The sequence below is a fragment of the Bacillus sp. FSL R7-0166 genome (assembly GCF_038008935.1).
GTDB classification, from domain to species: domain Bacteria; phylum Bacillota; class Bacilli; order Bacillales; family Bacillaceae; genus Bacillus; species Bacillus altitudinis.
In genome coordinates this window covers 2,897,720-2,924,353 of the sequence record NZ_JBBPAC010000001.1, presented here as the reverse complement: position 1 = coordinate 2,924,353, position 26,634 = coordinate 2,897,720, and the positions used below count along the sequence as shown (strand labels likewise).

Below are 26,634 nucleotides of genomic sequence, written 5' to 3'. Positions count from 1 at the left end.
GTCAAAATGAGAGAAGCAGTGATTGTAGCTGGCGCAAGAACACCAGTAGGGAAAGCCAAAAAGGGATCATTAAAACATGTCAGACCTGATGATATGGGCGCATTGTGTGTAAAAGAAACGCTAAAGCGTGCCGGTGATTATGATGGAACAATCGATGATTTAATCATCGGATGTGCGACACCAGAAGCAGAGCAAGGGCTGAATGTGGCCCGGAATATTGGGGCATTAGCAGGTTTGCCATATACAGTACCTGCTATTACCATTAACCGCTATTGCTCTTCTGGTCTGCAGTCAATTGCTTATGCGGGTGAACGAATTATGCTTGGGCAGGCAGAAACCATTTTGGCCGGAGGCGTCGAATCGATGTCGCAAGTCCCAATGATGGGTCACTCCATTCGTCCAAACGCTCTTTTGACAGAGCAAGCGCCTGAATACTATATGAGCATGGGCCACACAGCGGAGCAAGTGGCGCAAAAGTATCAGGTCACAAGGCAAGATCAAGATGCTTTTGCGGTGAGGAGCCATCAAAAGGCAGCAAAGGCACTTCAAGAAGGGAAATTTTCAGATGAAATTGTTCCCGTTGATGTGACAGAAAGACGGGTAGGAGAGCAGAATCAACTAGAAGAACGCCAATTTACGTTCTCACAAGATGAAGGTGTCAGAGCGGGCACAACAGAGGAGGTTCTCTCAACGTTACGACCTGCCTTCTCAACAAAAGGCACAGTGACTGCAGGAAACTCTTCGCAGACGAGTGATGGAGCGGCATGTGTCATGATGATGGATCGCGAAAAAGCATCTTCTCTTTCTCTTCAGCCGCTCGCCAAGTTCAGAGCGTTTGCTGTTGGTGGTGTACCACCTGAAGTCATGGGAATTGGGCCGGTTGAAGCCATTCCGCGTGCGCTGAAAATCGCTGGTCTAGAGCTGAAGGACATCGGGCTGTTTGAATTAAATGAAGCATTTGCTTCTCAGGCGATTCAAGTCATTCGTCATTTAGGGATCGATGAAGAGAAGGTAAATGTCAACGGCGGCGCCATTGCATTAGGACATCCGCTAGGCTGTACAGGAACGAAACTCACGCTGTCCCTCATTCATGAAATGAAACGGCGAAATGAACAATTTGGTATTGTGACGATGTGTATCGGCGGGGGCATGGGAGCAGCAGGCATTTTTGAATTGATCTAAAGGGGGAAAACAGGATGAAAGCAATGGAAGAAGTAAAAAAGGGTGGCAGTTTCTTAATTGATGAGACGAATTATGAGCATATCTTTACACCAGAGGATTTCTCTGATGAACATCAAATGATCGGGAAAACAACAGAAGATTACATTTTACAAGATGTCGTTCCGCACATCGATCAAATTGAAAATCATGAATTCGAGCATTCTGTTCGTCTCTTGAAAAAGGCTGGAGAGCTTGGCCTGCTTGGTGCTGATGTTCCTGAGGAATTTGGCGGGCTTGGGCTAGATAAAATCAGCTCAGCCATCATTACTGAAAAATTTGCAAGAGCAGGCAGCTTCTCTCTTTCTTACGGCGCCCATGTTGGGATCGGTTCTTTGCCGATCGTGCTGTTCGGCAATCAAGCGCAAAAGGAAAAGTACCTGCCAGGACTCGCCTCTGGAGAAACAATTGCGGCCTATGCCCTAACAGAGCCAGGGTCAGGTTCTGATGCGCTAGGTGCGAAAACAACGGCAGTCCTGAATGAAGCTGGAACACATTATGTCCTCAATGGGGAAAAACAATGGATCACAAACTCCGCATTTGCCGATGTGTTTGTCGTGTATGCGAAGATTGATGGTGAACACTTCTCTGCTTTCATCGTAGAAAAGGATTTTCCTGGAGTCAAAACAGGACCTGAAGAGAAAAAGATGGGCATTAAAGGGTCATCGACGAGAACGTTAATCCTTGAAGATGCCGAAGTGCCAAAGGAGAATTTGCTTGGTGAAGCAGGCAGAGGTCATGTCATTGCCTTTAACATTTTGAACATTGGACGCTATAAGCTGGCTGTAGGGACAATCGGAGCATCAAAACGAGTCATTCAATTATCGGCAGAGTATGCCAATCAGCGCAAGCAGTTTAAAACACCAATTTCTCAATTTAGCTTAATTGGCGAAAAAGCAGCCAACATGTCGGCAAAGCTTTATGCCATGGAAAGTGCTGTATACCGCACAGTCGGGTTATTTGAACAAAGAATGGGTCTGTTAAGTGACGAGGAGCAAAAGGATGGGAAACAAATTGCGCAATCCATTGCAGAATATGCGATTGAATGCTCTCTTTGTAAAGTGCTTGGCTCTGAAACGCTCGATTATATTGTGGATGAAGGTGTGCAGATTCACGGCGGATATGGTTTCATGCAAGAATACGAAGTCGAAAGAGCCTATCGCGACTCACGAATTAACCGTATTTTTGAAGGAACGAACGAAATTAACCGATTGCTTGTGCCAGGCACCTTCTTGAAGAAAGCGATGAAAGGAGAGCTTCCGCTTCTTCAAAAAGCGCAAACCCTACAGGAAGAGCTAATGATGATGATGCCGGAAGAGCCGGGTGATCAGCCGCTTGATCAAGAGAAATACTTACTTGCCCATGCGAAAAAGATCGCCTTGATGGTGGCAGGTATGGCCGCCATGAAATATGGGAAAGCATTAGACAAAGAGCAAGAAATCCTTGTGAATATAGCAGATATCGTCAATGAACTCTTTGCTGCTGAGTCGGCGGTCTTGCGTACGGAAAAAGCAATCGCAGCATCAGGCACAGAAAAAAATGCACAAAAGCTTGCGTATACACAAATTTTCACGCAGGAAGCCTTTTTAAAAATTGAAGCTCATGCGAAAGAATCATTGATTGCCATGGAAGAAGGAGATTCACTCCGTATGAGTCTGTCAGCCCTTCGCAAGCTGACAAGATTCACGCCAATGAATGTCATTGCGAAAAAGCGTGAGGTGGCGAAACGAATCTTTGAAGCAGAGAAATATATCGTATAAGACGGCTGAAAAGGTGCGGATATCATGCCGCACCTTTTTGTAAGCATACATTTAGGTTTTTCATATGTTTTGTGATAAAATGTTGTCACTATTTGCAGGAGGTGAAAATGGTGGCTTTAGATTTTTACGAATACCCATCTTGCGGTACATGCCGAAAAGCAAAGAAATGGCTGGAAGAACACAATAAAGACATCAACAGCATACATATCGTCGAAGAGACGCCTGATAAAGAAACATTAAAAGCCCTTTACGAAAAAAGCGGTTTAGAGCTGAAGAAATTCTTTAATACGAGCGGTCAGAAATACAGAGAGCTGCAGCTGAAAGATAAACTTCCTGCAATGTCAGAGGACGAGCAGCTTGAATTACTTGCGTCTAACGGAATGCTAATCAAGCGTCCAATTACAACAGACGGCAAACGAGTGACAGTTGGATTTAATGAAGATACATTTAAAAGCGTCTGGAAATGATGTAACTTTCATTCAGATTGTGGTATCTTCAATATAGATTGTAAGAAAAGACTGGAGGGGTATGAAATGAGCACACCAAAAGATTTACGTTATTCAGAAGAACATGAATGGGTCAAAGTAGAAGGAGATAAGGTGCGTATCGGTATTACGCATTTTGCTCAATCTGAGCTAGGGGATATCGTGTTCGTTGAGCTTCCTGAAGTAGGAGACAAAATCACAGCGGACGAGCCTTTCGGAAGTGTAGAATCAGTCAAAACAGTTTCTGAACTATACGCACCGATTAACGGCACAATCGTTGAAGTGAACGATGAGCTTGATGACAGTCCAGAGTTCGTCAACGACTCTCCATACGAAAAAGCTTGGATGATCGTAGTAGAGCCAGCGGATGCGTCTGAAATCGAGAACTTAATGACAGCTGAGCAATATGAAGAAATGACAAAAGAAGACTAATTCATGTGAAATTGGACACTCTACCTTTATGGGGGGTGTCCAATTTGTCTTTTCAAAAAGAACAGGTGGATATAACAGAGCATGTCACTGGACGATTCAAAGAGAGCGGCATGGTGCTTTACCATCAAAACGAAGAGATTGGCACGATGATTAGTGAAAATCAATATGAATTAAAATCAGGTTATTCCTATGATCAAAACCGTTTTTATCGTCTGTCAGATACGTTGACCCATGGGACTGAAAAATATGTAGACTGTGACGATGAAAATGGCTGGTGCTAATCACAGATAAGGCTGTAGTGAGTGAATGCTACAGCCTTTTTGTTGATCAAGTGCCCAATCTTTACAACCCGAATGAAAGATTGTAATCTAAGGAAGAAGTGAATCAACGTCAAAAGGGCCAGGTGATCGTGATGAATGTCGAGATAGAAAAGGTCATCATTGTAGAAGGTAAATCAGATAAACAGAAGCTAAAAGAAGTCATAAGTGAACCTGTTACCATCATTTGCACCAATGGCACGATCAGTACATCGAAGCTGGATCAGCTTGTGGACGATTTATTCGGGAAAGACGTTTACATATTAGCAGACAGTGACGATGCTGGCGACAAACTGCGGAAGCAATTCCGAAAAGAATTCCCTGAAGCACTGCATCTTTTTGTCGACAGAACGTACCGCGAAGTGGCCGCTTCACCGTCAGCCCACATTGCATCTATTCTATTAGCTGCAAACATTGATGTTCATTCGAAATATTTATAAGGGTGACGTATATGAAAGAGATTGAAGAGCATGAATTCAAGGAGATAGAGGACGATTTATTTCTTTTGTACTTATATACACCATTTTGCGGAACATGCCAGCTGGCAAAGAAGATGCTGGCAGTGGTTGATGCCATGCAGCCGGAAGTTCCTTTTTATGAAAATAACTTAAATTACTCGCCAAGTTTTGCAAAAGCATTTGAGATCGAAAGTGTACCTTGCTTTCTCCTGTTTAAAAAGGGTGAAATCGTGCAAAAAGGCTATGCCTTTCACTCCGTTCCATATCTTCACGAAATGATTGAAACCGCTAAATAAAGCGGTTTTTTGTCATATTTCAAGCAATTCATTTGAAAATTTGTCGAGCTATTTATAAAGGACAAGCCGATGTTTGTAGAGAAATGTTATGTATAACCAAATGACAGGGAGGTTATACATGTGGAAAATGTGAAAGCCCATGGAAGTGCAGGGCAGCGATTATTGTTAAAGCCGTTGCTCTCATCATCATCCTTGAAGATTACATTTGAGGCGGAAACGGACTCTTGTACATTGATTGTGGATGAACGTGGTGAAGTGAAGAAACTACCTGCAATTGAGTTATCGGATCTCATCTTTTATGGTGAGCGAAAAGAGATTTTGCAATTATTAGATGGAGACATGTCCTTACAGCAGCTGATCAGCAGAGGACAAGTGAAAGTGAAAGGCTCATTTCGAGCTCTTCTAAGACTAGAAGCGGTACTTTGGCTGACGAACGGTTTTTTTCGAAAAATGATAACGTAGTCGTTTACTTGGAAATTAGCGATTTACAGCGTTGACATATCTCAGATAGCATGATATTCTACGTTAGTAAAAACATGAACATCACATAAAACAACATATTTTCTCTTATTAAGAGAGGTGGAGGGACGTGCCCTATGAAACCCGGCAACCGTCAGCATAGCTGAAATTGGTGCCAATTCACTCAAAGCCGCAACGCTTTGAAAGATGAGAGAAAGGCGTATTTGATATAAAAGGCCTTTCTGCTTGCGTTGCAGTTAGGTCTTTTTTACTGACCTTGCGTCAGGCTAGAGTCATAACAGTCGGAAGAATAATTGAACGTATGTGATGGCAACCTATAGATTCAGCAAGAAAGCAGGTGAACAGACTGTGATCCATTTACAGAATGTATCAAAAACGTATCTTTCAAAAAGCGGAAATGTTGATGCCGTGAAAGACGTCAACTTGGATATCGATAAAGGTGAAATATTCGGAATTATCGGGTATAGCGGCGCTGGGAAAAGCTCCTTGATTCGCCTATTAAACGGTCTGGAGTTGCCAACAGAAGGAATCGTTGAAGTGGCAGGCAACCGGATCAATGAAGTATCGAATGCGAAACTTCGGAAAGCAAGACAAGAAATCAGCATGATTTTCCAACACTTTAACTTGCTCTGGTCAAGAACAGTGAGACAAAATATTATGTTCCCGCTCGAGATCGCAGGTGTACCAACGTCAAAACGGAGAGCTCGTGCAAACGAACTGATTAAATTGGTCGGTTTAGAAGGAAAAGAAAATGCATATCCTTCTCAGCTCAGCGGCGGGCAAAAGCAGCGTGTAGGGATTGCGAGAGCATTAGCGAATGACCCAAAAGTTCTGCTATGTGACGAAGCCACTTCTGCGCTTGATCCACAAACAACGGATTCCATCCTTGAGCTTTTAGCAGATATTAATAAACGACTAGGACTCACCATTGTATTGATCACACATGAAATGCACGTCATTCGCAAAATTTGTCACCGTGTGGCAGTGATGGAGAATGGCCGTATTGTCGAAGAAGGCGAAGTATTACGTGTCTTCAGACAGCCGAAAGAAGAAATGACGAAGCGATTCGTGAAACAGCTTGCTGAACCAGAAGAAGCAAAAGAAACGATCGAGCACGTCCTAGAGAGAGTAAAAGAAGGTCAGGTCGTCAGGTTGTCCTTTATTGGAGATTCTGCCGAACAGCCGCTGATCACGGAAATTATTCGATCCTTCAAGGTCGATGTGAACATCCTGCAAGGAAAGATTTCTCAAACGCAGGAAGGCGCGTTTGGAACACTCTTTATCCATATTAATGGAGACGAGAACGAAGTTGAAAAAGCCATCGCCTATATCCAAAGCAAACAGGTTGAAATCGAGGTGATGACACATGTTTGAGAAATGGTTTCCGAACGTTGATCTAGAGGTTATTTGGAACGCGACGGGTGAAACGGTCTATATGACACTCATTGCATTAGCGTTTGCTTTTGCTATCGGCATCATCCTTGGGCTGTTGCTCTTTTTGACAAGTAAAGGCGGTTTATGGGAAAACAAACCAATTAATGCTGTCATCGGCGCAGTCGTCAACATTTTCAGATCGATTCCCTTTATCATATTAATCATTCTATTATTAGGATTTACTAAACTAATTATGGGCACGATATTAGGCCCAAATGCAGCATTACCAGCCCTTGTCATTGGCTCAGCCCCTTTCTACGCACGTCTTGTTGAAATTGCACTGCGTGAAGTAGACAAAGGAGTCATTGAAGCAGCACGATCTATGGGAGCAAAAACGTCGACCATTATTTTCAAAGTATTGCTGCCAGAATCACTGCCAGCCCTTATTTCAGGAATTACTGTAACAGCGATTGCTCTGATTGGCTCTACTGCGATTGCAGGTGCAATTGGAGCAGGCGGACTAGGTGACCTTGCTTATGTAGAAGGATACCAATCTGGTAATACAGATGTCACACTTGTAGCCACTGTGTTTATTCTGATCATCGTCTTTATCATTCAAATAATCGGTGATTTGATTACAAATAAAATTGATAAACGTTAAGGGAGGAATTATTCATGAAGAAATTGATTTTAAGTGCACTATTTCTAGCATTTGCAGGCATTTTAGCTGCTTGCGGTTCATCAAATAACGCAAGCGATAACAAAACCATCACGGTTGCCGCTTCAAAAACACCACATGCCGAGATTCTTGAAGAAGCAAAACCACTTCTAAAAGAAAAAGGCTACGATCTAAAAGTGAAAGTACTGAGCGATTATAAAATGTACAACAAAGCATTAGCTGAAAAAGAAGTGGATGCGAACTTTTTCCAACATATCCCTTACTTAAACGAAGAAAATAAATCAAACAAAGATTACAACCTAGTAAGTGCTGGTGCCGTTCACCTTGAGCCTTTCGGTATCTACTCTAAGAAATACAAATCAGTAAAAGATATTCCAAACGGCGGCACGATCATCATGACAAACAACGTAGCTGAGCAAGGACGTATGCTTGCCCTATTACAAAATGCTGGTGTGATCAAGCTTGATCCAAAAGTAGATACAATCAACGCAACAGTCAAAAACATCAAAGAAAACCCGAAGAACCTAAAATTCAAAAAAATCGCTCCTGAACTAACAGCGAAAGCTTATGAAAACAGTGAAGGCGACGCTGTATTTATTAACGTTAACTATGCGATCCAAAATAAATTGAATCCGAAAAAAGATTCAATCGAACTTGAGCAAACGAAAAACAACCCGTATGCAAACATCGTCGCTGTTCGCAAAGGTGACGAAAAATCAGAGAAGATCAAGGTATTAATGGAAGTTCTTCACTCTGATAAAATCAAAGAATTCATCGACAAAAAGTATGATGGTGCAGTATTGCCTGTATCTGAATAACAACTTGTAAACCTCGCTTCATGAAAGCGAGGTTTTTTTGTGTATTTTTTCAAATCTCGCTCATAATAAAAACGAACAAATGACTTGAAGGGATGGAATGAAGATGAATGAACAACATATGAGCGGATCGATGCAACAATCACTGACGGATTATAAAACGGCAATGGGTGAATTTCAGAAGAAAATGCCGGTGTTTGGCAAGAAATTTAATGAATTTACGGAGCAGTGCTTTCAGAGCGATTCCTTAACACAAAAAGAAAAACAAATGATTGCCCTTGGCATCAGCATTCATGCACAAGATGAATATTGCATGATCTATCATACAAAGGGAGCGCTCGACCAAGGCGCAACAGAAGAGAATTTGCTGGAGGTCGTCAGTGTGGCGGCAGCGTTTGGCGGCGGTGCTGCGCTAAGTCAAGGCATCACAGTTGTTCAGCAATGTATTGATGAATTTGGAGGACAGACGCATTAAGGGAAGGATAAGATGGTATTTTTCCAAATCAGGGAGTTGAGTCGTTCTCAGCCGGTTGTGTGAGAAAATATGCCAGCATAGCGTGTTATATCCCTTTTGAGTGAAGCAGCATGCCTTTGATACAATGAAGCTACACTCAAAGAAGGGAATGGTTTATTATTTGTTCGGACCAGAGTACACTGGGATTGGATTATACCGCCGAGATGGAAAAGGCCATGCATCAATCTCATGGCATGAGTTATGCAGAGTACGAAAGAGACCATGACTTACGAATGAAAGTAGAACTTAAACGAGAGCAGTCCTATCGAGATGAGAAAAGACAGCTCGCAAAAATGAATATACGAGGCTATTGATAGCTAAGGGGCGGGGAGAATAGTTTCCCGTCCTTTCTTTATGAAAACAGTCTTTTCGACATAAATCCTTTTATCTACCTGTATTTTTTGTTAGAATTTTGAGAGCATCCTCTCACGCTTGTCGTGAATGTGTTGTATTCACTTTTAATTTGTTATAAAATTAGAATGAGAATAAATTGAGAATAATGATTATTTTGGAGGTATCGATATATGACTGCTTCGACATTAACAATTAAGGACTTGCACGTTGAGATTGAAGGGAAAGAAATCTTAAAAGGTGTAAACCTAGAAATAAAAGGTGGAGAATTCCACGCAGTAATGGGACCAAACGGTACAGGTAAATCTACTTTATCTGCTGCAATCATGGGCCACCCTAAGTATGAAGTGACAAAAGGCAGCATTTTGCTTGATGGCGAAGATGTTCTTGAAATGGAAGTAGATGAGCGCGCTCAAGCGGGTCTTTTCCTTGCAATGCAATATCCATCTGAAATTAGTGGTGTAACAAATGCAGACTTCCTTCGTTCGGCTATTAACGCACGCAGAGAAGAAGGCGATGAAATCTCTCTCATGAAATTCATCCGCAAAATGGACGAAAACATGGAATTCCTTGAAATGGACCCAGATATGGCACAGCGCTACCTAAACGAAGGTTTCTCAGGCGGGGAGAAAAAACGTAACGAAATTCTTCAATTAATGATGATTGAACCAAAAATCGCCATCCTTGACGAAATCGACTCTGGTCTTGATATCGATGCACTGAAAGTTGTTTCTAAAGGGATTAATAAAATGCGAGGCGAAAGCTTCGGCTGCTTAATGATCACTCACTATCAGCGCCTATTGAACTACATCACACCAGATCACGTTCATGTTATGATGCAAGGACGTATTGTGAAATCTGGCGGACCAGAACTCGCGCAGCGTCTAGAAGCAGAAGGTTATGACTGGATTAAAAAAGAGTTAGGAATTGAAGACGAAACTGTTGGTCAAGAAGCGTAAGCGTTAGGAGGATTATTGATGACATTAGAAACGAAATTATCAGTAGATCAAGATTATGTCAAAAGCTTCTCCGAGAAGCATCAGGAACCGGCATGGATGAGTTCCCTTCGCTTACAGGCTCTTGAAAAAGCAGAAGACCTTCCAATGCCAAAGCCTGACAAAACGAATATTTCAAAATGGAATTTAACCAATTTCAAACAGCATACAGTTGAAAGTGCGCCATTTGGATCTTTAGAAGAGCTTCCTGAAGAAGTGAAATCTCTTATTGATTTAGAGGACACAGATAAGACAGTCTATATTCAGCGTGATCAAACGCCAGCATACTTGTCTCTTTCTAATGAAGCAAAAGACAAAGGCGTGATCTTCACTGATATCCATACTGCGATTCGCGAACATGGAGACCTAGTGAAGAAATATTTCATGACTGATGCAGTGAAAGTGGATGAGCACAAACTAACAGCTCTACATGCTGCTTTAGTGAATGGCGGAGCTTTCCTCTATGTACCGAAAAACGTAGAGCTTGAAGCACCAATTCAAGCCGTTTATCTTCATGAAAATGACGAAACAACGTTGTTCAACCATGTCATCGTTGTAGCAGACGATCATAGTGCTGTGACATATGTCGAAAACTACATCAGTACGGCAACACCAGAAGAAGCGATCTTCAATATCGTGTCTGAAGTCTTCACAGGTGCAAATGCCCGCGTCACTTACGGTGCAGTGGATAACCTTGCAGAAGGTGTGACAGTCTATGTGAATAGACGTGGTATGGCAAATGGTCGTGACAGTAAAATCGAATGGGCGCTTGGTCTGATGAATGATGGAGACGTTGTGTCTGAAAACATCACAAAGCTTATGGGCGACGGTACATTCGGAGATACGAAATCAGTTGTTGTTGGCCGCGGGAATCAAACGGAAAACTTCACAACAAGCATCATCCACTTCGGTAAAAACTCTGAAGGGTATATCTTGAAGCATGGTGTCATGAAGGATCAAGCATCCTCTATCTTTAACGGAATTGGTAAAATCGAGCATGGCGCAACGAAGTCAAATGCAGAGCAAGAATCTCGTGTTCTCATGCTGAGTGAGAAAGCACGCGGTGACGCTAACCCAATTCTTTTAATCGATGAAGATGATGTAACAGCAGGACACGCTGCGTCTGTTGGGCGTGTTGATCCAATTCAACTCTATTACCTCATGAGCCGTGGGATTTCCAAAGAAGATGCAGAAAGACTTGTCATTTATGGCTTCTTAAATCCAGTCGTCAAAGAACTGCCGATTGAAGGAGTTAAAAAGCAGCTCGTTTCTGTGATTGAAAGGAAAGTAAAATAATGAATATCAAAGACGTTCGTGAGCAGTTTCCAATCCTTCATCAGCAAGTGAACGGACATGATTTGGTGTATTTGGACAGTGCAGCGACATCTCAAAAACCACGAGTTGTCATTGATGCAATGAATGAGTATTACCGGTCTTACAACTCGAACGTCCACCGGGGTGTTCATACCCTTGGCACAAAAGCAACGGACGCATACGAGGGTGCAAGAGAAAAAGTTCGAGCATTCATTGGCGCTTCTTCTGTCCAGGAGATTATTTTTACTAGAGGTACAACAACAGCACTAAACACAGTGGCAATCAGCTATGCTAGAGCAAACCTTAAAGAAGGCGATGAGATCGTCATTACGCATATGGAACATCATGCGAATATCATCCCTTGGCAGCAGGCAGCAAAAGCAACTGGCGCCACATTGAAATATATTCCGTTACAGGAAGACGGCACGCTGTCGCTTGAAGATGTGAAGCAAACCATCACACATCAAACGAAAATCGTTGCTGTCACACATGTCTCAAACGTATTAGGAACCATCAACCCAATTAAAGACATCGCAAAGATTGCTCACGATCACGGTGCAATTATCGTCGTCGATGGTGCCCAGAGCACCCCGCACATGCAAATTGATGTTCAGGACTTGGATTGCGACTTTTTCGCCTTCTCTGGGCATAAAATGTGTGGACCGACTGGCATTGGTGTTCTTTACGGGAAGAAGGACCTTTTGAATAATATGGAGCCTGCTGAGTTTGGCGGTGAAATGATCGACTTTGTGGATCTATATGATTCTACATGGAAAGAGCTGCCGTGGAAATTTGAAGCGGGAACACCGATTATTGCAGGAGCAGTTGGACTCGGAAAAGCGATTGATTTCTTAAATGACATCGGTATGGAGGAAGTCAGCCGTTACGAGCATCAGCTTGCGACTTACGCACTTGAGCGCTTTAAGGAGCTTGAAGGTGCCACGGTTTACGGACCGCAGCACCGAGCTGGACTTGTGACGTTTAACTTAGACGACGTCCATCCTCATGATGCCTCAACTGTTCTAGATACGGAAGGTGTCGCCATTCGTGCTGGACATCACTGTGCACAGCCGCTCATGAAATGGCTTGGTGTATCAGCGACTGCAAGAGCAAGCTTCTATCTGTACAACACAGAAGAGGAGATTGACGAGCTCATGGCAGCGCTCCGTAAGACAAAGGAGTATTTTACGAATGTCTTTTAATGTAAACTTAGACACACTGTACAGACAAGTGATTATGGATCATTATAAAAATCCGAGGAACAAAGGTGTGTTAAACGACAGCATTGTCGTCGATATGAACAACCCAACGTGTGGTGACCGCATTCGTCTCACGATGAAAATCGAAGACGAAAAAGTCATCGATGCGAAATTTGAAGGAGAAGGATGCTCGATTTCGATGGCATCTGCCTCTATGATGACGCAGGCGATTAAAGGGAAAGATATTGAAACAGCTTTGAAAATGTCTCAGATTTTCTCCGATATGATGCTAGGAAAAGAATACGACGATTCCATTGATCTTGGTGACATTGAGGCGCTGCAGGGAGTCGCAAAATTCCCGGCGCGCATCAAATGTGCAACATTATCCTGGAAGGCGCTTGAAAAAGGCGCATCTGCCGAAGATAACGGCAAATCATAAGATTGGAGTGAAAATGGATGGCTAAAAAAATGCCAGATGTTGGTGAATATAAATACGGCTTTTCTGATAAAGACGTTTCCATTTTCCGTTCAGAGCGCGGACTGACAAAAGAGATCGTTGAAGAAATTTCTCGTATGAAAGAAGAGCCTCAGTGGATGCTCGACTTCCGTTTGAAATCTCTTGAGCACTTTTACAACATGCCGATGCCACAATGGGGCGGAGATTTAAATGCATTAAACTTTGATGAAATTACGTACTACGTAAAACCATCAGAACGCTCTGAGCGTTCTTGGGATGAAGTACCAGAAGAAATCAAACAAACCTTTGATAAGCTTGGAATCCCTGAAGCAGAGCAAAAGTACTTAGCAGGTGTATCTGCTCAGTATGAATCTGAAGTTGTGTATCACAACATGAAGCAAGATCTTGAAGATCTAGGCATTGTGTTTAAAGATACAGACAGTGCATTAAAAGAGAACGAAGACATCTTCCGTGAGCACTGGGCAAAAGTCATTCCTCCGACTGACAACAAATTTGCTGCGCTTAACTCGGCTGTATGGTCTGGTGGTTCATTCATCTACGTACCAAAAGGCGTAAAAGTAGATACACCACTTCAAGCATACTTCCGAATCAACTCTGAGAACATGGGTCAGTTCGAACGTACACTGATCATCGTTGATGAAGGCGCACATGTGCATTACGTAGAAGGTTGTACAGCTCCAGTTTACACAACAAACTCACTTCATAGTGCGGTTGTTGAAATTATCGTGAAAAAAGGCGGCTACTGCCGTTATACAACGATTCAAAACTGGGCAAACAACGTTTTCAACCTTGTGACGAAACGTACAGTATGTGAAGAAAATGCAACAATGGAATGGATTGATGGAAACATCGGTTCTAAGCTGACAATGAAATACCCAGCTGTCATCTTAAAAGGTGAAGGCGCTCGTGGTATGACATTAAGTATTGCCCTAGCAGGTAAAGGTCAGCACCAAGATGCAGGTGCAAAAATGATTCACCTTGCACCAAACACATCTTCAACGATCGTATCGAAATCGATTTCCAAACAAGGCGGTAAAGTCACATACCGCGGAATCGTTCACTTCGGACGCAAAGCAGAGGGTGCACGCTCAAACATCGAGTGTGATACACTCATCATGGATAACAAATCAACATCTGATACGATTCCTTACAATGAAATCTTAAACGACAACATTTCATTAGAGCACGAAGCCAAGGTATCGAAAGTATCAGAAGAGCAGCTATTCTACTTGATGAGCCGCGGAATTTCTGAAGAAGAAGCAACAGAAATGATCGTCATGGGCTTCATCGAACCATTCACAAAAGAACTACCAATGGAATACGCCGTTGAAATGAACCGTTTGATTAAGTTTGAGATGGAAGGTTCGATCGGTTAACCGTTGATATAGAGGGGATTAAAGGTGTTTAGACGTTATATTTATATTAAGCACCCACAAAGCGCCCACAAAATTTAATTATTGAACATACCGCAGATACAATTCCTTTGGTCCTCAATTTTTGGGTGACATGGAGATACGTGTCTGCGGTTGTTTTTTATACTAGAATGTCTTAACCTTTCCCATACATAGTTCTTATTCAAAACGTTTACAGCATGGCTATGCTCAATGCATGTCTTTTATAAACTTCTCTGAAATACTTTCTCACAACATTTGTTTTGAACCTTTTAAAGGAGAAATGATTTTACCTTTAAGGCCGCTAACAACTTCGAGGTTCAGATCAACTTTATTCAAAATAAATACTTGCCACATTCAAATTAGTACTGTATAGTTCTAATTATGACAAAGGCAAAATTAATGAATCAAAAACGTGTACTTGAAGTAGCTGCAACTTTATTTTTAGAAAAAGGGTTTGCTTATACGAGTATGGACGAATTAGTTCGTGTTAGCAAAGTATCAAAGTCTAATGTGTATTATCACTTTTCTAATAAGGAGGAATTATTAGAAGGGGTCGTTGATTATTGGATTGACATGTATCAATCTGCAATGGATGACGTACTGTCTCAGACCCAATTTTCAGTTGAAGATCGTATTCAACTGTTTTTAAAGCAATTATCACAAGGCGTTCAGTCGAGAGAGTATAAGGGCGGCTGTCCATTTATTACTCTTTATATTCAAAGTCCTGCAAAGGCCACACAAATAAAAGAAAAAATAGGACTTTTTTTCACAGGATTACAAGAGAAAGTTTCTCTATTACTGAAACAAGGGGTAGAGAACGGGGAATTCAGACATACGATTCAGATTGATGAGGTGGCATCACTTTTTATGACAAATCTTGAAGGAGCGTTATTTATTTCAGAAACATTGAAGGATGCCACTGTCATCACAAAAACAGCAGATCATTTATTTAACTTGCTTCGATAAAGAAGCATTTTTTTTACATCAAATTAGTACTGAATAGTACTAAAAAGGAGATTTCACATGAAAACAGTATTTTTAACGGGTGGAACAGGGTTTATCGGAAAGCAATTAGTCGAAGAATTAGCGAAAGAGGATGTGAACATTCTTCTTTTAGTAAGGTCAAAAAGTAAAGCAACACGCATTTTTCAAGAAAGAGGTATTTTAAAAGAGTCAGTGATGCACTTTGTTGAAGGTGATTTGACGAGAGTCGATTTGGGTCTAAGTCCTGAAGATCAGGAGAGGGTATTGAAAACGGATGTGATCATTCACGCAGGAGGCCCGATGGATATTCAAGCGACAAGTAAAGAGGCAGCTTCCGTCTTTTTAAATGGCGCCAAATATATTGGTGAATTAGCTAAAAGTATTCATCAATTGAAGGGCTTGCAGCAATTTATTCATGTTGTCGGTTATATGAGCCCCTTTGATGATCAAAATAGCAAGATTGCCATCGACGTGTTTGAAGAAGGAAACGATTACTTGAAAATAAAAAATCCTTATGAGAGAACAAAGTTTTTAGCAGATCTTTATATTCGTCAACAGGCATCAGCAGTAGGTTATCCGCTTTCTATCATTAATCCGCCAACTGTCGTTGGTAGTAGTCAAACAGGGAGTACAGAGCAAATTGCAGGATTGGGTTTGCTTGTAAAGAGTATGCGAAGAGGGCTCATGCCGGTGATTCCTGGAGGTAAGGGCTATCGGTTACCACTTATTTCAAACGATGAGTTTGCGAAGTTTATTGTACTGGTTTTCAAGTTGGAGCAGCCGGCTATTCAAACATATACACTTGTTGAAGACAAAGAGCACGATCAGAACGTTGCTGGACTATTAAGTATGATGTCAGAAAGTATGAATATGAGGGCACCTAGCATCTCTGTTCCTATGCCACTGATGAAAGCTATCATGAATAGTGGCGTAAGTAAACTCACAAACATTCCTTCTGACGGACTGAATTTTATGACAAAACGAACGTTTTCAAATGTTTCAGCGAAAAAAATAATGGGAGAAGATTGGTTTAAGAAGACGAGTGTCATGACATTTTTTCCTGCTGTAGTAGCCGATCTAGATTATCGAATGATGGATCAACATGGTGAGCAGCATCATTTATTTAAACGAACATTATGCGATAATAACACCCTTTACCAATTACAAGGAGAGGGGAAGCCGTTTATTTTATTACATGGTTTATTGAGTGATGGAGAAGATTTATTTCCTTTAGCACAAGAGCTTCATGAGAAAACAGGTCAACCTGTATGGATCTTGGATCTTCCTGGTTTGGGGCGTTCTCCTTTTAAACGAGAGAAACATCTTCTAGATATCTATTTAAATGTAGTGAAAAAAGTAATAGAGAAAGCGACGAATGGTGCACATCTGATCGGCCATTCATTCGGTGCGTATATTCTTTTGGAAGCATTGGGACAAGAATACATCGATAAGAAGTATTCAATCACTTTACTGCAGCCGCCTGTTGCTAAACAAAAGGCAAAATCACTATATGTTCCTCAATTTCTGAACAAATGGACATTAAGATTGGCAACGACTCATTTGATAGAGCGTTATGTATTAAGAAATGGTTTGTTTGAAAGCACGGAGAGCATCCCTGAACATTATATTGAAAAAATCAAAAACAGCTTTACTTCTCCTAGAATTTTAAATACGACGGTTCAGCTTAACCATTTATTACTGGAAACCGATCAAGGTGACTTTAAAGAAGTTACAAAGGATCATCTTCACATGATTTGGGGGGAGTATGACAGAGGCTATTCTGCGCCATCGCATCTTGGGAAGGTTGATTTTGTTCCGTATGGCCATCATTTCCCTCTTAGCCATCCGAGTGAAACGGCAGCATTAGTCATCAATAATATTTGTACTAGCAGATAGGAGTCACCCCAAAACGAAAAAATAAGATTGATGACAAGTGAGCAAAATTTTTCGTTCTGGGTCTTGAAAAAATAGAGGTTAACGAGGTGCATAAAACGCATCTAAGGTTTTCGTCATATCATCAGATGCAGATTGTAAGATCACATCTTGCTCTAAAATCGCTGTCCCTTGTGCCCGGACAATATGAAATTGTTGAAAGCCCATCAAGTTTTGGAAAATTTCCTTTAGATAATAATATGAAAATTCCAGTGGTGTGTACCGATCATTATTTGTGAAAATTGAGCCACTTGCTTGAAGCAAAAGTACACGATAATCGTCAGTCATCAGACCAACTGAACCATTTTCTGTATATTTAAACGTTTCTCTAGCAATTAAGATATTATCTATATAATCTTTCATACGTGACGTCACATTGAAATTATGAACAGGTGATACAATCACGATTCGATGATGTGCTTTGAATTGAGCCAATAGAGCAGATGAAGCAGCGGCGATTTTTTCTTCGGCAGCTGTTAATGATTGTTCAGATGCTTGCTTATCCCAAATTCCTAGCAGCTGGTCTTTTTCGATACGAGGAATTTCAGTTCCATATAAATGTAAAATGGTAGGCTCCTCATAAGGAAATCTTTCTTTAAACTGCTTTAAAAATAGTGCTTGCAGTTTGTTTGAATAACTTTCTTGATGAGTGAAATCAGGGTGCGCGTTAATGATTAGTGTTTGCATATACATGCTCCTTTTCTTTTGATAAACTGAGTATAAAATATAAAGGTGACAAAACATGTCACCTTTTTCAAAAGGAAAATCAAATGAAAAAATCAGAACGATTAAACCAAGAGCTTATTTTTTTAAGTGATAAATATTCATTTCAATTAAAAGATTTAGAAACTGAATTTGGCATTTCTAAACGTACGGCTTTAAGAGATATGGAAGAGCTAGAGTCCATGGGCTTAGCGTTTTATGTTGAAAATGGCAGACATGGAGGATATCGGCTCATGAATCAATCTCCATTGGTTCCGATCTATTTTCAAATAGATGAAGTTCAAGCCATTTTTTTCGCTCTTAAAGCCTTAGATCTGTTGTCAGCAACACCATTTAAAAAGTCTTACTCACAGATTCGCCAAAAACTGTTTGCTACAATGTCTGATGAGAGAAAACATCGGATCACGGAGATTTTGGATGTGATTCATTACTATCATGTCGCACCAGTGAGTGAACAACATCATTTGGATTTGATATTGCAGGCAATGATGGAAGATCAAATCGTGAAGATGACATACACTCAATATGAACATAAAAGGATCAGGCTACAATTTCTTGAGTTGTTTTATCGAAATGGGATTTGGTTCACCGAAGCATATGATGTTCAGAATAAAAAGTGGGGTATCTACAGATGTGATTGTATGACGGACATGATGATCGAAGAAGAAACGAAAGACACTTTTACGAAGGAAGAATTAAAAGCACTGCAGCTCGAGTACGAAAAAACCTATCATGATATCTCTTTTAAATGTCGATTAACGGAACAAGGGAAAGAGAAGTTTTTGAAGAATCATTATCCGAATATGAGATTGGAGACCATTGATGATACGCCTTATATAGTGGGTAGGTACAACCAAGAAGAATTATCGTATATGACTCACTATTTGATCTCATTTGGGAAACATGTGAAAATTGAATACCCCGATGAATTAAAAGAGAGTTATTTGACTCAATTGCAAGAAATGATGGATCAATATTAAAAATGAACGGATTGTATCTCAATCACAAAAAACTTAACACATTAAAAAAAGGCGAACTGTCGTAATTCGCCTTTTTCTATTACTTCTACTTCGCCGCCTGAAATGTATTTGTTTTCGATTTGTCATTGATCTTTCCATACGTCAGCTGACGCCAGATAAATTCCATCGGTCCAGACTTAAATCGCTTTAACCATAACGTACTGAAAAGGACAAGGAAGGCATACACGCCAATGCCAATGAAGAACGTACCAGCGGGTTGAAGATGATCTGCAAGTCCGGCTCCATATTTCAGAAACAGCACTGTTCCAATGATCGAGTGAAGCAAATAGCAGGTCAGGGACATCCGTCCGACCTTGGTAAAAACCATCAAAGCACCTCGCAGCTGAGGAACGTGCAAAAACAGTATCGCAAGTGAACTCATATAGAACATACTGCCAGTTAATCCTCCGTTTTGCTCAAGTGCAGAGACAATGTTCATCCATGGCGTATGTTCAAAAGGGGTGACCGCTGTCATAATCGTACTGCCTTGTGTGATAAGAAAAGCGATTGTACAAATCATCCAAATACGATTCCAAATCGCTTTTTTCGTCTCCATGTTTTTGAAAAACGACATTTTCACAAAATACACACCAAGTAAAAACATGAAGAACATCGAATAGACAGTGGAAAATGAGCTGGAAGCCATCGTGACCATATCGGCCCACCGGTCACCTATCGATGCTAAATAAGTCAGACTGTTGTGACTGTTCAATTCAAAATCGGCAAAATCCGGCTTGCCTGATGATCCTGTACTGATGGTATTGAGTAGCATTGTGAAAAGAGGCGTGAGCAATTGAATCACAAAGAGTGTGATCAGCCAGTACAGGATGGTTCTGGCTGTGCGTTTGTAAAAGAAAAGCAATAAAAAGCCCGCGACAGCATAATAGGTCAAAATATCACCAATCCATACAAACGTGACATGCAGAAGACCAATCCCTAAGAGAATCGTTAATCTGCGAGCAAACAGCTTGTTCGGGCTGTCCACCTTTTGAGCGGCTCGATCCATAAATATCATAAAACCAACCCCGAATAGAAAAGAAAATAACGTAATGAATTTCCCTGAGGCGAACCAATTCACCAAGTTGTGAAATACATCATTAGACTCCATCTCAAATCCCTTGACCGAATCCACAATCAAAAAATAGTTGACCAAAATAATTCCCATTAAGGCGAATCCTCGTACGATGTCCAAGAAATGCACCCGTTCTTTAAGACTCATTGGTTGTCCGTGTTCTACTTTGCTTACATTCATATTAATGCTCCTTTTCGTGTATTGGATCTAAAGATAGATCCTTCAATGAATCAATATACAGGCCAATTCTTAATCATTTATGAAGATCCAATTTTTTGAAAATAAATGTGACAACTTGATGGCAATTGATCATATTCATAAACACTTAAGATTTATGGTGTATCTTTTCACATAGCTAGATGATATATAGTAATAATATATAAGAATGAAGTCATGGAGGATGAGGTGAGAGAGATATGACCCATCGAATATTAGTTGTAGAGGATGATCAGGATATTGGTGACCTGTTGCAGGAATCTCTGACACGTACAGGGTATGAGGTGTTGAGAGCCATGAATGGCAAGCAGGCATTGCATGTTATAGATGATTCGCTGGATTTGGTGATTTTGGATGTCATGATGCCAGGTATCTCCGGTATAGAAACGTGCCAGCAAATAAGAGCCTCCTCAAACGTTCCCATTTTATTTCTGACAGCCAGATCAAGTACATTGGATAAAACAGAAGGATTACTCGCTGGCGGAGATGATTATATGACAAAACCTTTTTCAGAAGAGGAGCTTCACGCTAGGGTCATGGCGCAATTGCGCAGATATACCATCTATCAGGAAAAAAAGGAACAGGAAGAAACCTATTTAGTTGGTGGTAGCCTGAGGGTGAGTGAGGAATTTAATGAAGTGTGGAAAAGTGGGCAGGAAATCAAGTTATCTGATTTAGAATATCGGATATTAAAACTGCTCATGAACAAACGAAACAAAATATTTTCTGCTCAAAATATTTATGAAAGCGTGTGGGGCCAGCCTTATTTTTATTGTTCAAACAATACGGTCATGGTGCATATCCGAAAGCTGCGTGCCAAAATTGAAGATGACCCGGCTCGTCCCGTGTATATCAAAACAGAATGGGGGAGAGGATACCGGTTTGGCACATCGTAAATATACGCTGACCAAAAAGCTGTCACTGCTCATTTTGGTCGCTGCTATCGTAAGTGGTGTTGTCTTTTTGACACTGCAAAAGATCACTGATCACCTGATTGAAGGATATTTAAGTTCGGATGAGTACTATAAGGAAGAATCTGCTAGATACATTCAAACATTCAGCCGCTACGTTTCAGAACATGAGCTGACTTCAACGGATCGAAAAGCATTCGGTGAGTGGGTGAAAAAAGAAGATTATATTAATCTCACTGTTTACAAGGATGAAGTGCTTCAATATGACTCGATTTACTCTGTCGCTGACGAATCGGCCTATGGGAAAGAAAAGGAGACCGACTACGCAAAGCGTCATTCTTACCCGGTTCAATTTAGCGACGGAGAAGGTAGGGTTATGGTAGACGGGTTTTACTCCTCTCGATATCACGATCTCGCCTTTACACTAGAACTACTTGGTGCAACACTCATTTTTCTCCTGATCGTGCTTGTTGGCATTCGCCGAAGTCTGCGGTACTTGCAAACGATCCGTGAAGAGATTCATATTCTTGAAGGCGGTGATCTCGATTATGAGATGACAGTGAAGGGGCATGATGAATTGGCCATGATTGCAAAGAGTATTGAGGATTTAAGAACAGCCTTTTTGGACAAGCTTCAGGCTATAGATGATCTGCAGGAAGAGAGCCGCAGTTTGGTGACCGAAATGTCGCATGATATGAGGACCCCGCTGACATCACTGATCATGAATCTGGAATTTGCGAAAAAAGAAGAGACTCCGGGTACCCGCCAGGAGCAATATTTAGCGAGTGCGTATGGAAAAGCCCTGCAATTAAAGAATCTGTCTGACAATCTATTTGCCTATTTCCTGCTAGATAAAGAGCACGAGTCAGAGCTTGAAACCGTTGCGGTGAAAGAAGTGATTTATGATCTTCTATCAGATCAGGTCGCCCTGCTACATCAGGAGAATTTCACGGTCCATATTGTAGGCGAAATGCCGGATAGCTATATTAATGTGAATGTCGAGGAGCTTGGCAGAGTATTTGATAATGTGATGTCTAACTTACGTAAATACGCAGATCCTGAAAAGGACATTCAGATCACTTTTTTATCCGACCAAGAAGTCTTTGAAATCCATGTGAGCAATGCGATAAAAAAGACAGACATCATTCCGGAAAGCAATGGACTCGGGGAACGAAGCATCAAGCGGATGATGTCCCGAATGCATGGACAGTTTGAAAGTGTAGAAAAACACGATACCTACTACATCGTGCTGCGATTTTGGAATACCAAAATGTAGAGAGCAAAAACAACATCATGGAATGGGGAAACAATCTGATGAAACGATTCAACAATTTCCAAAAGGTACCTGATCTTCTGCAAGCCCTTCTGAATATCTGCCTGTTCTTTCTAGCGATTGCGCTAAGCGTACTCTTAATTAGTGAAACATGGTACATCGTACAATTCGTCTATAAAACAGTGTTTAACAAAGGAGAAAGCTATTATGGAATGCTTGGCGAGCTGCTGATCTTCTTTATGTATTTTGAATTTATCGCCTTAATTATTAAATACTTTAAATCCAACTTTCATTTTCCGCTGCGTTATTTTATTTATATTGGCATCACAGCTGTCATCCGTTTGATTATCATTGATCATGAACAGGCCGTATCGACATTCTGGTGGGCACTGGCCATTCTTGCGATGACCTGTGCACTCTTTATCGCGAGCAAAAGAGATACTGCTCATGAGCATGAGGAAGTGAAGTGAGGAAGAAGAAGGACGAGTGGTCAACACTCGTCTCAGCGTGTAGACAAACCCCTGCATTCGGTGTCAGTCCTGCGCTTCGGTGCTCACGAATGTCAAATTCGCTCCGCGCCGATGCTCGTCCTTCCTAGGGCTGCAAAGGTTTTCTATCACGCTGAAAAGAAGACAAAGGGCTAAAATCAAGTTCATTTTAGCCCTTTGTCAACAATCTGGGACGAGTGGTCAACACTCGTCTTTTTTGTGTTTAAATGAACAGTTTTTGAATATGTGTTGATTAATGAACAATGATTGAAAGATTGACAATTGATGATGATGTATCTAGAAAATATAATATAAATAGACAGGTGTTCATAAATGAATAGATGTATAGAAAAAGTATTCTGTCCAAAGCAGTTAACGGATTCACAAGTTCTTATGTTATGCTTTAGAAAAAGAGAAACCACTCTTTTCCTAGACATTGATTGTCATCATTCTATCTATAGGGGTCGATCGTATGCGAAGTATTCAAAGTTTGTTTGTTGAATGGTTACTTGTACTTACAAAGAAGAAACTAAATGTTGAGGGGTATTTAGAAGAACGAAGAATGGCGAATCAATTACCTTATGTGCTACCTGAGAAGTTGAAAAAGAAATATCACATCACCAAAAGTAGCACGTTTTCAGTCGATACGTACATGTTGAAATCAGATGTGCAGCCAGATGATCATCAGGTGCTATTTTTACATGGAGGAGGCTATATTGAGCAGCCGCTCGTATGGCATTGGCGTTTCTTGGATCGATTGACGAAGCAATTAAATAGTACGGTGTATGTGCCAGTTTATCCTAAAGCACCGAATCATCAGTATATGGATGCAATCGAGAGTGTTCTCCCAGTTTACCAAGCTCTTTTAGAAAAAGGAACACCAGAAAAAATCGTCATCATGGGTGATTCTGCTGGCGGCGGTTTATCGCTCGCCTTTGCTCAATACTTAGCAAAAAAAGGTCTTCCGCAGCCTGGAAACTTGATTCTATTATCACCATGGCTTGATGTGACATTAAGTCATCCTGATATCGCTAAAATGGTTCCAAAAGAGCCAATGCTCAACCTAGATTTACTAATCGAATCGGGCAAAGCCTATGCAGGTGATACAGATGAAACACATCATTTGATCAGCCCGATCTATGGAGAAATCAAATCGTTAGGACGAATTTCTGTTTTTATTGGCACTCATGAATTCTTTCTCCCAGATGCCCGGAAATTCAAAGAGATGGCAGACAAGCAGGGTGTTCCCATCAACTATATCGAATACCCAAAAATGAATCACGTCTTTCCTGTCTTCCCTATTCCCGAAGCGAACCAAGCGTTAAAACAAATTGTCGCTATTATTGAGAGTAAGACGTTCCCTTTGAGGGATATGACAAAATAGGATGCGAACATGAGGATGGCCAGCAATGCTCTAGCCATTCTCGTGTCTAGTTGGGGGTCAAAAGTTAATTATGAACGAAACAGAACCGTTCTCATTTACAAGTATGCAGGAAGCAGCTCCTGTAGCTATTCCAGAAAGACAGTTCATTCAATCACATGACGGCATACGTCTTGCTTATTATCCGTTTTTATCAGAAACAAACACGCAGACCAATGTGATCATCATTCATGGCGGAGGCGCTCACAGCTTGGCTGGTTATGAGCATATTGCCTATACATTGCAGCATGATTTTCACGTGAATGTGTTTTTGCTGGATTTGAGAGGTCACGGACATTCTGGAGGAAAAAAGGGAGATACACCCAAAGTCACTGACGTATGGCAAGATATTTCGCAAGTTGTGGATGTCATCAAACAGCAGCACGAAGGAGCACTTTATCTTTGTGGTCATTCCTCTGGAGCTGGATTGCTGCTTCAATATCTATCTTGGGATGAAAAAAGAAAAGTAGATGGTTACTTTTTTATTGCTCCTGAATTTGGCTACAAATCTGACACAGCGAAGTCTAATCAAGTCCCTTTTGCCACAGTTCAAGTTTGGAAATTTGTGCTATCTGCGATGACAAAAGGAAGGCTGATGGGGCATTCAGAAGCTGTACGATTTCACTACCCATCATGGGTGATTGCACAAGATCCACTTCTTTTAACAGGCATCACCATCAATATGTCTCTTGCCTTAACACCATCTGCACCTCAAAAACAATTTGCAAGGCTGGACCAGCCTTATGGCATGTTTGTTGGAAGTGAGGATGAGTTATACGACGTAGACAAATTTCATCCGTATCTGACGCTTCCAAATCAGCAGGTGAAAAATCAATCTGTTTACCAAGTGATAGAAAACCATACTCATTTGTCCATTTTACTAGAATCGGGAAAAAAGATTGGGCATACAATCCAAATGTGGAAAAGTTCCAATTAACCTAAACAACTAGTCAACACTCTACCTTTTTCTTAAAAATTTACATTGACACCATCCTTTTCTATGATAAAATCATAGTGTGATAATGAGAATCGTTATCAAACGATATGACTACATATAGAATGGATAGGTGAGGTACATGTTCAAAAAATCTTTTTGGTCGCTATTAGTTGTGCTCTCCATCGTACTACTTGCGGCTTGTGGCAGTAATAGCAGTGAAGGCAAGTCAGATAGTAATGAGAAAACAAGAACCGTTGAAAGCGCTATCGGTTCAACTGAAATTAAAGGATCGCCTAAACGTGTGGTGACGTTGTATCAAGGAGCAACGGATGCAGCCGTCGCTATGGGCATTAAACCAGTGGGTGTTGTAGAATCTTGGCTTGAAGCACCTACGTATAAATATTTAAGAGATGATTTAAAGGGTGTCAAAATTGTTGGGCAGGAAACACAACCAAACTTAGAAGAAATTGAAAAGCTGAAGCCAGATGTCATCTTTGCATCAAAGATTCGCCACGAAGAAATATTTGATCAGCTGAAAGAAATCGCGCCAACTGTTGCAACTGACACAGTGTATACTTTTAAAGATACAGTAAAGTTAATGGGTGAAGCGCTAGATCAGCAAGATAAATCAAAAGAATTGTTGACGAAGTGGGATGACCGTGTCGCTGATTTCAAAGAAAAGGCGAAAAAGGACATTAAAAACTGGCCATTGAATGTCGCAGTTGTTAATTTCCGAGCGGATCATACGCGAATCTACCAAACTGGATTTGCAGGTTCGATTTTGACAGAGTTAGGATTTGAAGGGCCTAAGAATATTAAAGATAAAAAATTAGATGTTGTCCAATTAACAGACAAGGAAAGCATTCCACAAATGAATGCGGATGTGATCTACTATTTCATAGGTGAACAAGACAAGGCTGCTGAAAAAACATATAAAGAGTGGACAAGTCATCCTTTATGGAAACAGCTTGACGCAGTCAAAGCAAAAGAAGTGCATAAAGTGGATGAAATCACTTGGAACATGGCAGGCGGAATCATTGCTGCAAACATGATGCTTGATGATATTTATGATCGTCTAGGAATTGATCAATAAGTAGAAC

The 26,634-nt window shown here is 41.0% G+C and carries 29 protein-coding genes and 1 riboswitch; of the genes, 27 read left to right on the top strand and 2 right to left on the bottom strand.

Going from position 1 to position 26,634, the window contains the following annotated elements; translation table 11 throughout:
* The first annotated feature begins 6 nt into the window (after positions 1–6).
* The 20 genes from NST01_RS15215 to NST01_RS15120 all read left to right on the top strand — a co-directional run bounded on the left by NST01_RS15215 (position 7) and on the right by NST01_RS15120 (position 17,439).
* Positions 7–1,182, top strand: a complete 1,176-nt coding sequence (locus NST01_RS15215; RefSeq protein ID WP_019743167.1) for an acetyl-CoA C-acetyltransferase — start codon at positions 7–9, stop codon at positions 1,180–1,182.
* Between the two features lie 14 nt (positions 1,183–1,196).
* A complete protein-coding gene (locus tag NST01_RS15210; RefSeq protein WP_017359285.1) occupies positions 1,197–2,978 on the top strand; it encodes an acyl-CoA dehydrogenase family protein in 1,782 nt (593 codons plus the stop codon).
* 110 nt (positions 2,979–3,088) lie between these two features.
* Complete coding sequence (locus NST01_RS15205) at positions 3,089–3,445, top strand: arsenate reductase family protein (protein ID WP_008356673.1); 357 nt, start codon at positions 3,089–3,091, stop codon at positions 3,443–3,445.
* A 66-nt stretch (positions 3,446–3,511) separates the two neighbouring features.
* A complete protein-coding gene (gene gcvH, locus NST01_RS15200; protein WP_008347039.1) occupies positions 3,512–3,895 on the top strand; it encodes a glycine cleavage system protein GcvH in 384 nt (127 codons plus the stop codon).
* A gap of 44 nt (positions 3,896–3,939) precedes the next feature.
* Entirely contained in the window at positions 3,940–4,176 is a 237-nt protein-coding gene (locus NST01_RS15195) for a YusG family protein (RefSeq protein ID WP_008347037.1), read from the top strand.
* Positions 4,177–4,307: 131 nt separating this feature from the next.
* A complete protein-coding gene (locus NST01_RS15190; RefSeq protein ID WP_008347035.1) occupies positions 4,308–4,652 on the top strand; it encodes a toprim domain-containing protein in 345 nt (114 codons plus the stop codon).
* A gap of 11 nt (positions 4,653–4,663) precedes the next feature.
* Positions 4,664–4,966, top strand: a complete 303-nt coding sequence (locus NST01_RS15185; protein WP_007500346.1) for a thioredoxin family protein — start codon at positions 4,664–4,666, stop codon at positions 4,964–4,966.
* Between the two features lie 120 nt (positions 4,967–5,086).
* Positions 5,087–5,428: an SCP2 sterol-binding domain-containing protein gene (locus NST01_RS15180; protein WP_008347033.1), complete on the top strand. Its 342-nt coding sequence runs from the start codon at positions 5,087–5,089 to the stop codon at positions 5,426–5,428.
* A gap of 102 nt (positions 5,429–5,530) precedes the next feature.
* Positions 5,531–5,639: riboswitch (SAM riboswitch) on the top strand.
* 155 nt (positions 5,640–5,794) lie between these two features.
* The gene (locus tag NST01_RS15175) at positions 5,795–6,820 is read left to right on the top strand and encodes a methionine ABC transporter ATP-binding protein (protein WP_017359288.1); all 1,026 of its coding nucleotides are present in this window, start codon (positions 5,795–5,797) and stop codon (positions 6,818–6,820) included.
* On the top strand, positions 6,813–7,481 hold the full coding sequence (locus NST01_RS15170) for a methionine ABC transporter permease (protein ID WP_025207943.1): 669 nt from the start codon (positions 6,813–6,815) through the stop codon (positions 7,479–7,481). The genes NST01_RS15175 and NST01_RS15170 overlap by 8 nt, the downstream gene beginning before the upstream one ends.
* 14 nt (positions 7,482–7,495) lie before the next feature.
* Entirely contained in the window at positions 7,496–8,317 is an 822-nt protein-coding gene (gene metQ, locus NST01_RS15165) for a methionine ABC transporter substrate-binding lipoprotein MetQ (protein WP_007500351.1), read from the top strand.
* A 103-nt stretch (positions 8,318–8,420) separates the two neighbouring features.
* A complete protein-coding gene (locus tag NST01_RS15160; RefSeq protein WP_003212803.1) occupies positions 8,421–8,789 on the top strand; it encodes a carboxymuconolactone decarboxylase family protein in 369 nt (122 codons plus the stop codon).
* A gap of 215 nt (positions 8,790–9,004) precedes the next feature.
* Entirely contained in the window at positions 9,005–9,142 is a 138-nt protein-coding gene (locus NST01_RS15155) for a hypothetical protein (protein WP_008356693.1), read from the top strand.
* 210 nt (positions 9,143–9,352) lie between these two features.
* Positions 9,353–10,138: a Fe-S cluster assembly ATPase SufC gene (sufC, locus tag NST01_RS15150; protein ID WP_007500355.1), complete on the top strand. Its 786-nt coding sequence runs from the start codon at positions 9,353–9,355 to the stop codon at positions 10,136–10,138.
* 18 nt (positions 10,139–10,156) lie between these two features.
* Positions 10,157–11,470, top strand: a complete 1,314-nt coding sequence (gene sufD / locus NST01_RS15145; protein WP_017359290.1) for a Fe-S cluster assembly protein SufD — start codon at positions 10,157–10,159, stop codon at positions 11,468–11,470.
* On the top strand, positions 11,470–12,690 hold the full coding sequence (locus tag NST01_RS15140; RefSeq protein ID WP_007500359.1) for a cysteine desulfurase: 1,221 nt from the start codon (positions 11,470–11,472) through the stop codon (positions 12,688–12,690). Before sufD ends, NST01_RS15140 begins: the two co-directional genes overlap by 1 nt.
* On the top strand, positions 12,680–13,126 hold the full coding sequence (gene sufU, locus NST01_RS15135; protein ID WP_008347017.1) for a Fe-S cluster assembly sulfur transfer protein SufU: 447 nt from the start codon (positions 12,680–12,682) through the stop codon (positions 13,124–13,126). The genes NST01_RS15140 and sufU overlap by 11 nt, the downstream gene beginning before the upstream one ends.
* A gap of 17 nt (positions 13,127–13,143) precedes the next feature.
* Positions 13,144–14,541: a Fe-S cluster assembly protein SufB gene (gene sufB / locus NST01_RS15130; RefSeq protein ID WP_007500362.1), complete on the top strand. Its 1,398-nt coding sequence runs from the start codon at positions 13,144–13,146 to the stop codon at positions 14,539–14,541.
* Between the two features lie 417 nt (positions 14,542–14,958).
* Positions 14,959–15,525, top strand: a complete 567-nt coding sequence (locus NST01_RS15125) for a TetR/AcrR family transcriptional regulator (protein WP_129547808.1) — start codon at positions 14,959–14,961, stop codon at positions 15,523–15,525.
* 57 nt (positions 15,526–15,582) lie between these two features.
* Positions 15,583–17,439 (top strand): alpha/beta fold hydrolase, encoded by a 1,857-nt coding sequence (locus NST01_RS15120; protein ID WP_341042069.1) that lies wholly within the window; start codon positions 15,583–15,585, stop codon positions 17,437–17,439.
* Positions 17,440–17,517: 78 nt separating this feature from the next.
* Here the strand turns inward: NST01_RS15120 and NST01_RS15115 are convergent, their stop codons facing one another.
* On the bottom strand, positions 17,518–18,162 hold the full coding sequence (locus tag NST01_RS15115; RefSeq protein WP_025207935.1) for an FMN-dependent NADH-azoreductase: 645 nt from the start codon (positions 18,160–18,162) through the stop codon (positions 17,518–17,520).
* Positions 18,163–18,245: 83 nt separating this feature from the next.
* Between NST01_RS15115 and NST01_RS15110 the strand changes: the two genes are divergently transcribed.
* Positions 18,246–19,178: a helix-turn-helix transcriptional regulator gene (locus NST01_RS15110; protein WP_341042067.1), complete on the top strand. Its 933-nt coding sequence runs from the start codon at positions 18,246–18,248 to the stop codon at positions 19,176–19,178.
* Between the two features lie 85 nt (positions 19,179–19,263).
* On the opposite strand, the gene NST01_RS15105 is transcribed toward NST01_RS15110, so the two are convergent.
* Positions 19,264–20,469: a DUF418 domain-containing protein gene (locus NST01_RS15105; RefSeq protein ID WP_341042066.1), complete on the bottom strand. Its 1,206-nt coding sequence runs from the start codon at positions 20,467–20,469 to the stop codon at positions 19,264–19,266.
* A 236-nt stretch (positions 20,470–20,705) separates the two neighbouring features.
* Between NST01_RS15105 and NST01_RS15100 the strand changes: the two genes are divergently transcribed.
* The 6 genes from NST01_RS15100 to NST01_RS15075 all read left to right on the top strand — a co-directional run bounded on the left by NST01_RS15100 (position 20,706) and on the right by NST01_RS15075 (position 26,627).
* Entirely contained in the window at positions 20,706–21,401 is a 696-nt protein-coding gene (locus NST01_RS15100) for a response regulator transcription factor (protein ID WP_341042064.1), read from the top strand.
* Positions 21,388–22,692 (top strand): HAMP domain-containing sensor histidine kinase, encoded by a 1,305-nt coding sequence (locus NST01_RS15095; protein WP_341042062.1) that lies wholly within the window; start codon positions 21,388–21,390, stop codon positions 22,690–22,692. Before NST01_RS15100 ends, NST01_RS15095 begins: the two co-directional genes overlap by 14 nt.
* A 38-nt stretch (positions 22,693–22,730) precedes the next feature.
* The gene (gene psiE / locus NST01_RS15090) at positions 22,731–23,159 is read left to right on the top strand and encodes a phosphate-starvation-inducible protein PsiE (RefSeq protein WP_024719769.1); all 429 of its coding nucleotides are present in this window, start codon (positions 22,731–22,733) and stop codon (positions 23,157–23,159) included.
* A 490-nt stretch (positions 23,160–23,649) separates the two neighbouring features.
* Positions 23,650–24,561: an alpha/beta hydrolase gene (locus NST01_RS15085; protein ID WP_249670082.1), complete on the top strand. Its 912-nt coding sequence runs from the start codon at positions 23,650–23,652 to the stop codon at positions 24,559–24,561.
* 70 nt (positions 24,562–24,631) lie between these two features.
* Positions 24,632–25,534 carry an alpha/beta hydrolase gene (locus tag NST01_RS15080; protein WP_025207930.1) on the top strand — a complete coding sequence of 301 codons (903 nt, stop codon included), beginning with the start codon at positions 24,632–24,634 and terminating at the stop codon, positions 25,532–25,534.
* Between the two features lie 139 nt (positions 25,535–25,673).
* Positions 25,674–26,627: an ABC transporter substrate-binding protein gene (locus tag NST01_RS15075; protein WP_025207929.1), complete on the top strand. Its 954-nt coding sequence runs from the start codon at positions 25,674–25,676 to the stop codon at positions 26,625–26,627.
* Positions 26,628–26,634 lie beyond the last annotated feature (7 nt).